An 8,824-nucleotide genomic window follows, 5' to 3' on the forward strand; every position below is an offset into this window, starting at 1 on the left:
CACTAAGTTTATTAAAAAATACTACAGTAAAAAAATCAAACCGAAACAAAGAAGCGGCTGTTGATAAGGCAAAAACATTAACTGATGTTTTAAATCAATTTGGAGTTAAAGCAACTATCAGTGATATCTTTATTGGACCATCAGTTACTAAATACGAATTAAAATTAGATACTGGTATTCGAGTAAATAAAATCATGCAGCTTCAAGATGATATCAAACTAGCTTTAGCAGCTAAAGATATTCGGATTGAAGCACCGATTCCTGGTAAATCAGCAGTTGGAGTAGAAATTCCTAATAGTGTTGCAACAACAGTTTCATTTAAAGAGGTAATCAAAGATATTCCTAAGGAATATCAAGATAATAAATTATTAGTTCCTTTAGGAAAAGATGTCAGTGGTAAAATTATTTATGCTCAATTAAATAAAATGCCTCATTTATTGATTGCTGGAGCAACCGGAAGTGGTAAATCAGTATGTGTTAATACAATAATTTGCAGTATTTTAATGCGAGCTCGACCTGATGAAGTTAAATTTATTTTAGTTGATCCTAAAAAAGTCGAATTAACTAATTATAATGGTATTCCTCATTTATTAGCCCCGGTAGTTACTGATCCTAAAAAAGCAGCTGCTGTTTTGCAAGAAGTAGTAGTGGAAATGGAACGCCGCTATGATTTGTTTGCTAAAAGCAATGTTCGTAATATTGAATCTTATAATAACTATGCTAACTTACAAAATTTAGACGTGGCTGATGATCAAAAAGTAGAAGTTTTACCATATCATGTTGTTATTTTAGATGAAGTTGCTGATTTAATGATGGTTGCCAGTAAGCAGGTTGAAGACTGTATTATGAGAATTGCCCAAATGGCCAGAGCAGCCGGAATTCATTTGATTGTAGCAACTCAAAGACCATCTACTGATATTATTACGGGGGTCATTAAAGCTAATATTCCTTCAAGAATTGCTTTTGCAGTATCTTCTGGAATTGATTCACGAACGATCCTGGATACTTCAGGGGCGGAAAAACTGTTAGGTAAAGGTGATATGTTATTTTCACCAATGGGTTCTAGTTCTCCAGTGCGGGTTCAGGGCGCTTTTGTTTCTGATGATGAAGTTAGTGCAATTGTTAATCATGTAACTAGCCAGCAGGAAGCTAGCTATGATGATAAATATATTAATGTAAAATTAAGTACTAGTTTAACGTCATCTTCAAAAGAAGAAGAGGAAGATGAGGAATATGAAATGTGTCGCAGTTTCGTTATTAGTGTTCAAAAAGCTAGTACCTCTTTATTACAGCGACAATTTAGAATTGGATATAATAAAGCCGCTAGGATCATTGATCAATTAGAAGCTGATGGGGTAATTGGACCTCAAGTTGGTTCTAAACCAAGAGAAGTTTATATTCGCGGTTATCAAGAAGAAGACATTTAAACATTTAATGTCTTTTTTTGTATTTTAATTTTAATTTTGTCAATTTGGTGTATAATATCATTATATTTGTAAAGGAGTGTCTTATGAAAAAAAGTTATCAATTAGATGGATATACGTTACATGTAATTCCAACTAAAAAATTTAAAAATATTACGATGTCACTTAAATTAGAAAATAAACTTACTAAAGAAAATGTTACTAAACGTTCATTATTAGCGTTTATGTTAACGGGAGGAACTGAACTTTATCCTTCAACTCAAGCTTTATCAACGCATTTAGAAGATTTATATGGCATGAATTTTGGGACTAATTTAGCGACTAAAGGATTAGGGCAGGTATTAAATATTTCAAGTGTTTGTATAAATGAAGCTTTTTTACCTTATCCTGAAGATTTATTGAAAGAGCAAATTAAAATGTTTAATGATGTTTTGTTTTTGCCTAATGTTAAAGATGGTAAATTTGATGAACAGACTTTTAATATTAAGAAAAAAGAATTAAAAGAACGGTTAATGGCTCAGCAAGATGATAAATTTATGTATGGAATTGAACAGTTATTTAAAAATATGGGTGAAGGCGGTTTTCTTTCTATCAGCAATAATGGTTATATTGATGAAATTGATCAGATTAGTAATGAAGAAGTTTATCAGTACTTGCAAACATGCTTAGAAAACGATGTTAAGCATGTTTATGTAGTTGGAGATGTTGATGAAAGTATCGTTGATGTCTTTAAAGCAAACTTAAAGTTTAATTCATCACCTAAAATAATTAATCCCGTTACTAATTTTAAATCAACGAAACAGGAAGTTTTAGAAGTAATTGAAAGACAGGATGTTACGCAATCAAAACTTAATTTAGGTTATGTAGTTGATTGTAATTTTACTGATCCGGGTACTTATGCGATGACCGTATTTAATGCGATGTTTGGCGGTTTTTCGCAATCAAGATTATTTAGAGTCGTTCGAGAACAAAATAGCTTATGTTACTATATTTCATCAAGTTATGGTGCTTTTAGCGGAATCATGACTGTAAATGCGGGAATTGAACAAACTGATTATCAAAAGGCATTGACTTTGATCAAGCAGGAATTAGAAAATTTCCAGGCCGGTAAGTTTAGTGATGATGAAATCAGTTTAGCTAAATTAATGCTAAAAAGTTCTTTAACTAAAACTAAAGATGAACCGATTAGTTTGATTACGTTAGCGTATAATCGTGATTTAACAGGCGTTAAAGAAACTAATGATGAATATTTAGAAAAATTAATGAAGGTTACTAGAGAAGAAATAATTGCCGCTAGTAAAAAAGTACATTTAGATACAATCTTTTTACTTACAGGGAGTGAAAAATAATGGAGAAATTATATTTTAATACGTTAAAGGAAACTCTATATCATGAAAAAATGGCTAATGGGTTAGAAGTTTATTTATTACCTAAAAACGGTTTTGAAAAAACCTATGGTCTTTTTTCAACAAAATTCGGTTCAATTGATACTACTTTTGTACCAATCAATGAAACAGAGATGATCAAAGTTGAAGATGGAATTGCTCATTTTCTAGAACATAAAATGTTTGATTATAATGGCGGTGATGCTTCTAGTGAGTTTGCCAAACTAGGAGCGAGCACTAATGCATTTACTTCATCTAGTCGTACCGCTTATTTATTTAGTACCACAACTAATGAATTAGAGTGTGTGGAATTATTACTTAATTTTGTCCAAAAATTAGAAATTACACCAGAGAGTGTTGAAAAAGAAAAAGGAATCATCGGTCAAGAAATAAAGATGTATGATGATGATCCTGATTGGCAAGTATATTTTGGTTCAATTCAAAACTTGTATCAAGAACATCCGGTTGCCATAGATATTGCCGGAACGGTGGAAACTGTAAATCGAACAACTAAAGAAATGTTGGAGCTATGCTACAATACTTTTTATCATCCAAGTAATATGATGCTTTTTGTAGTTGGCAATATTGATCCTGATAAAGTAATAGCAACAATTAGAGCTAATCAGGCAAAAAAAGATTTTAATTTAGAAAAACCAATTATTCGTAAGGAAATCAAGGAACCATTAGCAGTTAAAACTAAAGAAAAAGTTTTAACGATGGATGTTGAGATGAATAAAATCATCGTATCTATTAAAGTTAATGAATTATTAAATGATCCTAAAGATAAAATTAAACGGGAATTGTCATTAAATTTATTATTTGATCTATTATTTACTAAAAGTGCTAAATTATATAATGAATGGTTAAACCAAGGGATTATTAATGATTCTTTTAGTGCTAATTTCACTCAGGAAAGAGATTATGCTTTTATTCAAATCGGTTGTGATTGCAATGATTATGAATTGTTGAAAGGTAAATTATTGGATTTAATTGAAAATTTTGATAATTTAAAAATTGATGAAAAAGATTTTGAACGAATCAAAAAGAAAAATTTAGGTTTATTTATTAATATGTTTAATGGTCCTGAAAGCATTGCCAATTTATTTAGTCGTTATTATTTTGAAGGGGTAAATGCTTTTGATATAATCGATGAAATTGCTAAATTACAGTTAGTAGATATTTATGATGTGTTTAAATATTTTGATAGTAAATATACTAGTGTTTGCATCGTGAAAAAAAATAATCACGATAAACGTTAAATCTAAAATAGTTGACACAAGGTATGCTTGTGTTATAATAACGGTGGTAAGAGAGTAAATAAATTTCCACATCATAGATAAGGGAACCTGATTTAAATGGCGGTGTTGAAAACCTTTCATAGAATAGGGATCCTAAAGCTAATTTAAAGGTGCCCACCTGTACAAAACAGGGAAATATCTAAAACTCTCTACCTTTTTTATTTAAGGAGAAATATTATGAGTCAAATCGATCCTAAGTTAATTGCGAGAATTAATGAATTAGCTAAAAAGAAAAAAGAAGGAACTATTAGCGAAGAAGAATTGGCAGAACAAACAAAATTGAGACAAGAATATTTAAAAGCTTTTCGTGGTAATTTTAAACAGCAGTTAATGAGCATTAAAGTTGTTGATGAAAAGGGAAATGATGTGACGCCAAAACGCTTAAAAAAAGAACAATCACATAAAATGAACTAAAAACTTTGCTTATATGCAGAGTTTTTTTATTTAAGCACTTTTTGTTTATTTAAAATAAAGGTTATATTAAAATTATGTAAAGATTTTTTAAATTTAAAAAAACCTAATATTGCGTTATTATTTTAATCGTGTATAATATGGTTGAGTTTTTGTGAGAAAAAAGGAGAAAAGGAAATTAATGGAAACATCGACTTTATCAATAGCAACAATTCGATCATTAGGGATTGATGCAATAAATAAAGCTAACTCTGGACATCCTGGGATGGTTTTAGGGTCAGCACCAGCAATGTATACTTTATTTACTAAAGAAATGAATATTTTTCATAAACAAGCTAACTGGTTTAATCGTGACCGTTTTGTTTTAGCGTCTGGTCATGCATCAGCATTATTATATTCAATTTTACATTTATCAGGATTTAATATTTCAATCGATGACCTAAAAAACTTTAGACAATGGCATTCAGTAACACCAGGGCATCCTGAATGTGATATTACTGATGGGGTAGATGCTTCATCAGGGCCACTTGGACAAGGGATTCCAATGGCAGCTGGGATGGCTTTGGCGGAAAAATTCTTAGCGACAAAATTTAATCGTGAAGGATTCGATGTTATTGACCATTATACTTATGTATTATGTGGTGATGGTGATATGCAAGAAGGAGTTACTTATGAAGCTGCTTCGTTAGCTGGACATTTATCACTAGGAAAATTAATTGTATTGTATGATGCTAATAAAGTAACTTTAGACGGACCTTTATCAATGTCATTTAGCGAAGATGTCAAAAAACGTTTTGAAGCAGTTGGCTGGCAAGTAATTAAAGTGACTGATGGTAATGATATTACTGCCATCGATAAAGCAATTCGTAAAGGAAAAAAAGAATTATATAAACCAACTTTAATTATTATCGATACTGTCATTGGTTATGGTTCTGCAAATGAGGGTACAAGTAAAGTACATGGTAGTCCTTTAGGAAAAGAAGATGGTAAAAATGCTAAACTTTCATACGGTTTTGATCATGATGAATTTCATGTTCCTGAAGAAGTATATGAGGATTTTGCTAGCAGTGTAATTAAACGGGGACGTAATCGTTACAATAAATGGAATCGTTTGATGAAAGAATATCAAAAAGCTTACCCTGAACTAGCTTTACAGCTTGATGATGCTATTAATGATAAATATTCTCTAGATATAGATGAATTAATGAAAAAATATCCAGTTGGACATAATGATGCAACTCGTAATACATCATTAGAAACAATTCAGGAAGTAGCTAAACAAAACCCGACTTTCTTATCAGGGACTGCTGATTTAGCTTCTTCAACTAAAACAACGATTGCCTCAGAAAAGAATTTAAGTGTTGAAAACTATGATGGTAGAAATATTGCTTTTGGAATTCGTGAATTTGCTATGGTAGCAATGATGAATGGTATTACTTTACATAAAGGAATTAAGATTTCTGCTGGTGGGTTCTTAGTATTTGCTGATTACTTTAAAGCTGCTTTAAGAATGGCCTGCTTAATGAAATTACCAATTATTTTACCATTATCACATGATTCAATTGCGGTCGGTGAAGATGGGCCAACACATCAGCCAATTGAACAGTTAGCGATGTTGCGTTCTTTACCAAATATCCAGGTTATTCGACCTGCTGATGCTAAAGAAATGGTGGCAGCATGGAAAATTGCAGTTGAATCTAAAGAAACACCTACAGCTTTGATTCTAACTAGACAAAATGTGGTAACTTTAGAAAACTCTAGTTACGAAGGGGTTTGTAAAGGGGCTTATATCGTTGGTAAAGAAGAAAAACAAATCGATGCGATCATTATTGCTAGCGGTAGTGAAGTGAATCTTGCAATGGCAGCAAAACAAGAACTGATTAAAGAAAATATTGATGTTCGTGTTGTTTCAATGCCATGTCAAGAATTATTCGATCAGCAGGACGCTGCTTATAAAGAAGAAATTTTACCAAATAAGATTAGAACTAGATTATCAATTGAAATGGGTAGTGATTATGGCTGGTATAAATATGTAGGTATTGATGGTAAAACAATGAGCGTCAATACATTTGGAACAAGTGCACCGGCTAATATTGTAATCGAACGCTATGGATTTACAGTTGATAATGTAATTAAAAACATTAAAGAAATGCTTTAATCGAAGTTAATTTTAACTTCGATTTTTTATTTTGACATTCTTTTTATTTAAATGATGTTATTTTATAACTGGTGATAAAAATGAATACATATAAAATTTATAAATTAAACCCTAATGTAAACGACCTATTAAAACAATACCCCCAAATAAAAGAAAAAATAATTGAATTAGAACCAAAAAACAGTTTCTTTTCTAAACAGTTAGAATGTTTTTTTACCTCTAATGATGGTGTAAGTGATTATATTGAATACAAATTAAAAGACCGTTATGACTATCATCGAAATAAAAATATCCACTATTTAGACAATCAGTTAACTAAAAAAAGACTAACCTGTACTGTTAATGATTATTACATAATTATTGAAGCCGATAAAAAAAGCAATATATTTCTAGAGATTTTATACCAAATATCTAAAAGTTATGTTATAATGATTGAGCAATCTAAAAATGTGGAGGTATAAAAATGTTAAACGCCATTATTGGGTTAATTATCGGGGCGATCGCTGGATTCTTTGGTGCCCGTTATATGTTTAAAAAACAACTACGTAAAAATCCGCCAATTAACGAAAAAATGATTCGTGCAATGTATATGGAAATGGGGCGTAAGCCTAGTGAAGCGCAAATCAAAAGAATTATGTCTTCAGTTATGGCACAATATAAATAAGGGTTCGCCCTTATTTTTTTGTATAAAAAAACTGAAATTGACGAAGCAATTCCAGAAATCTTACATCCAGGTAATTTTAGATTCAGTACCGTCTTTAACTCTTTTTAAGTTAGCACGATGACGATAGATCAAAAGTAAAATTACAGCAGCTACTGTTAATTTTCCAACTAATGAAATATCTAAAAAAGGTGTTGCCAGCAAAACTGATGAAGATGCCAGTACTGAAGATAATGATACGTATTTAGTTATTTTTAACACGATAAAGAATACTACTAAAGCTAAAACGGCTCCTAGCGGATTGATCGTAAAGAAAAATCCAATTGCTGTTGATACTGCTTTACCGCCTTTAAAATTAGCAAAGATCGGATAACAATGGCCAATAACACAAGCCAAACCGCAAAGATATGCTAAATCACTATATAAATTTAAGATACTTGCGATATATCCCGTTAAAAGTGAAATTAATAATGCTTTAGAAGCATCTAATAAGATCACTGCGACACCGGCTTTTTTCCCTAAAACACGTCCAACATTTGTTCCCCCTAAATTACCGGATCCATAATTTCGAACATCTGTTTTATAAATTAGTTTTCCAATTACTAAGGCAAAAGGAATTGATCCATACAGATATCCACAAATTACTAAAATAATTGAAATTATTATATCCATTTTTATCACCTGTACCTATTATATATTATCATCGTAAAATTGCAATAATCTTTGAAAAAAACATCAAACTTAGGTATAATAGTTCAAGTGACTAAAGGAGGTAACTTAAATATGGCAAATAAAAAGTATGATGAATCGAATATTCAAATTCTTGAAGGGTTAGAAGCAGTTAGAAAAAGACCAGGAATGTATATCGGTTCGACCGATAGTCGTGGGTTGCATCATCTAGTTTGGGAAATTGTTGACAATGCTATTGATGAAGCATTATCAGGCTATGGTGATAATATCCAGGTAATTATTGGTAAAGATAATAGTATTACGGTAAGTGATCATGGCCGGGGAATGCCAACGGGAATGCATGCTTCTGGTAAACCGACAACCGAAGTTATTTTAACGATCTTACATGCCGGTGGTAAATTTAGTGAAGAAGGTGGCTATAAGACTTCCGGAGGACTTCATGGAGTTGGAGCTTCAGTCGTTAATGCCTTATCTAAATGGTTAGAAGTTACTATTTATCGTGATGGAAAAATTTGGTTTCAGCGATTTGAAGATGGTGGCAGCAAAATTGGAAAATTAAAGACAATTGGAAAAACGTCACAAACAGGTACAACAATTCACTTTTTACCTGATCCAGCTATGTTTTCAGTTACTGAATTTAACTATTCGACCATTAGTGAGCGCTTAATGGAAAGTGCTTTTCTATTAAAGGGAATAAAAATTGATTTAAAAGATGAACGTAATGATAAAGAGAATAGTTTTCATTTTGATAAAGGTTTGATTGCTTTTGTGGAATATTTAAACCAGGAAAAAGAAAC

Annotated in this window: 9 protein-coding genes; 8 read left to right on the forward strand and 1 reads right to left on the reverse strand. The window is 31.3% G+C overall.

Features of this window, described 5'->3' with window-relative positions:
* The 7 genes from J7M77_RS05875 to J7M77_RS05905 all read left to right on the forward strand — a co-directional run.
* Positions 1 to 1,427, forward strand: a 1,427-nt coding sequence (locus J7M77_RS05875) for a DNA translocase FtsK (RefSeq protein WP_296876905.1), incomplete at its 5' end; no start/stop codon positions are given.
* An 83-nt stretch (positions 1,428 to 1,510) separates the two neighbouring features.
* Positions 1,511 to 2,773 carry a pitrilysin family protein gene (locus J7M77_RS05880; RefSeq protein ID WP_296876906.1) on the forward strand — a complete coding sequence of 421 codons (1,263 nt, stop codon included), beginning with the start codon at positions 1,511 to 1,513 and terminating at the stop codon, positions 2,771 to 2,773.
* Positions 2,773 to 4,068: a pitrilysin family protein gene (locus J7M77_RS05885; RefSeq protein WP_296876907.1), complete on the forward strand. Its 1,296-nt coding sequence runs from the start codon at positions 2,773 to 2,775 to the stop codon at positions 4,066 to 4,068. Before J7M77_RS05880 ends, J7M77_RS05885 begins: the two co-directional genes overlap by 1 nt.
* A gap of 216 nt (positions 4,069 to 4,284) precedes the next feature.
* A complete protein-coding gene (locus J7M77_RS05890) occupies positions 4,285 to 4,521 on the forward strand; it encodes a DUF896 domain-containing protein (protein WP_296876908.1) in 237 nt (78 codons plus the stop codon).
* Positions 4,522 to 4,699: 178 nt separating this feature from the next.
* Positions 4,700 to 6,676, forward strand: coding sequence for a transketolase (gene tkt / locus J7M77_RS05895; RefSeq protein WP_296876909.1), 1,977 nt, complete (start codon positions 4,700 to 4,702; stop codon positions 6,674 to 6,676).
* A gap of 80 nt (positions 6,677 to 6,756) precedes the next feature.
* Entirely contained in the window at positions 6,757 to 7,137 is a 381-nt protein-coding gene (locus J7M77_RS05900; protein WP_296876910.1) for a DUF2522 domain-containing protein, read from the forward strand.
* A 2-nt stretch (positions 7,138 to 7,139) separates the two neighbouring features.
* Positions 7,140 to 7,340, forward strand: coding sequence for a YneF family protein (locus J7M77_RS05905; RefSeq protein WP_296876911.1), 201 nt, complete (start codon positions 7,140 to 7,142; stop codon positions 7,338 to 7,340).
* 60 nt (positions 7,341 to 7,400) lie between these two features.
* On the opposite strand, the gene plsY is transcribed toward J7M77_RS05905, so the two are convergent.
* Positions 7,401 to 8,009 carry a glycerol-3-phosphate 1-O-acyltransferase PlsY gene (plsY, locus tag J7M77_RS05910; RefSeq protein WP_296876912.1) on the reverse strand — a complete coding sequence of 203 codons (609 nt, stop codon included), beginning with the start codon at positions 8,007 to 8,009 and terminating at the stop codon, positions 7,401 to 7,403.
* 111 nt (positions 8,010 to 8,120) lie between these two features.
* Here plsY and J7M77_RS05915 point away from each other — a divergent pair.
* The coding region (locus tag J7M77_RS05915; RefSeq protein WP_296876913.1) for an ATP-binding protein at positions 8,121 to 8,824 on the forward strand (704 nt) is incomplete at its 3' end.

It is taken from the genome of Thomasclavelia sp. (assembly GCF_017889095.1).
In the GTDB taxonomy this organism is placed as follows: domain Bacteria; phylum Bacillota_I; class Bacilli_A; order Erysipelotrichales; family Coprobacillaceae; genus Thomasclavelia.

Bases quoted from the DNA above. Each gene is read 5' to 3' on its own strand.
- tkt (WP_296876909.1), top strand. From the start codon at position 4,700: ATGGAAACATCGACTTTATCAATAGCAACAATTCGATCATTAGGGATT.
- J7M77_RS05880 (WP_296876906.1), top strand. From the start codon at position 1,511: ATGAAAAAAAGTTATCAATTAGATGGATATACGTTACATGTAATTCCA.
- J7M77_RS05885 (WP_296876907.1), top strand. From the start codon at position 2,773: ATGGAGAAATTATATTTTAATACGTTAAAGGAAACTCTATATCATGAA.
- J7M77_RS05905 (WP_296876911.1), top strand. From the start codon at position 7,140: ATGTTAAACGCCATTATTGGGTTAATTATCGGGGCGATCGCTGGATTC.
- J7M77_RS05890 (WP_296876908.1), top strand. From the start codon at position 4,285: ATGAGTCAAATCGATCCTAAGTTAATTGCGAGAATTAATGAATTAGCT.
- J7M77_RS05900 (WP_296876910.1), top strand. From the start codon at position 6,757: ATGAATACATATAAAATTTATAAATTAAACCCTAATGTAAACGACCTA.
- plsY (WP_296876912.1), bottom strand. From the start codon at position 8,009: ATGGATATAATAATTTCAATTATTTTAGTAATTTGTGGATATCTGTAT.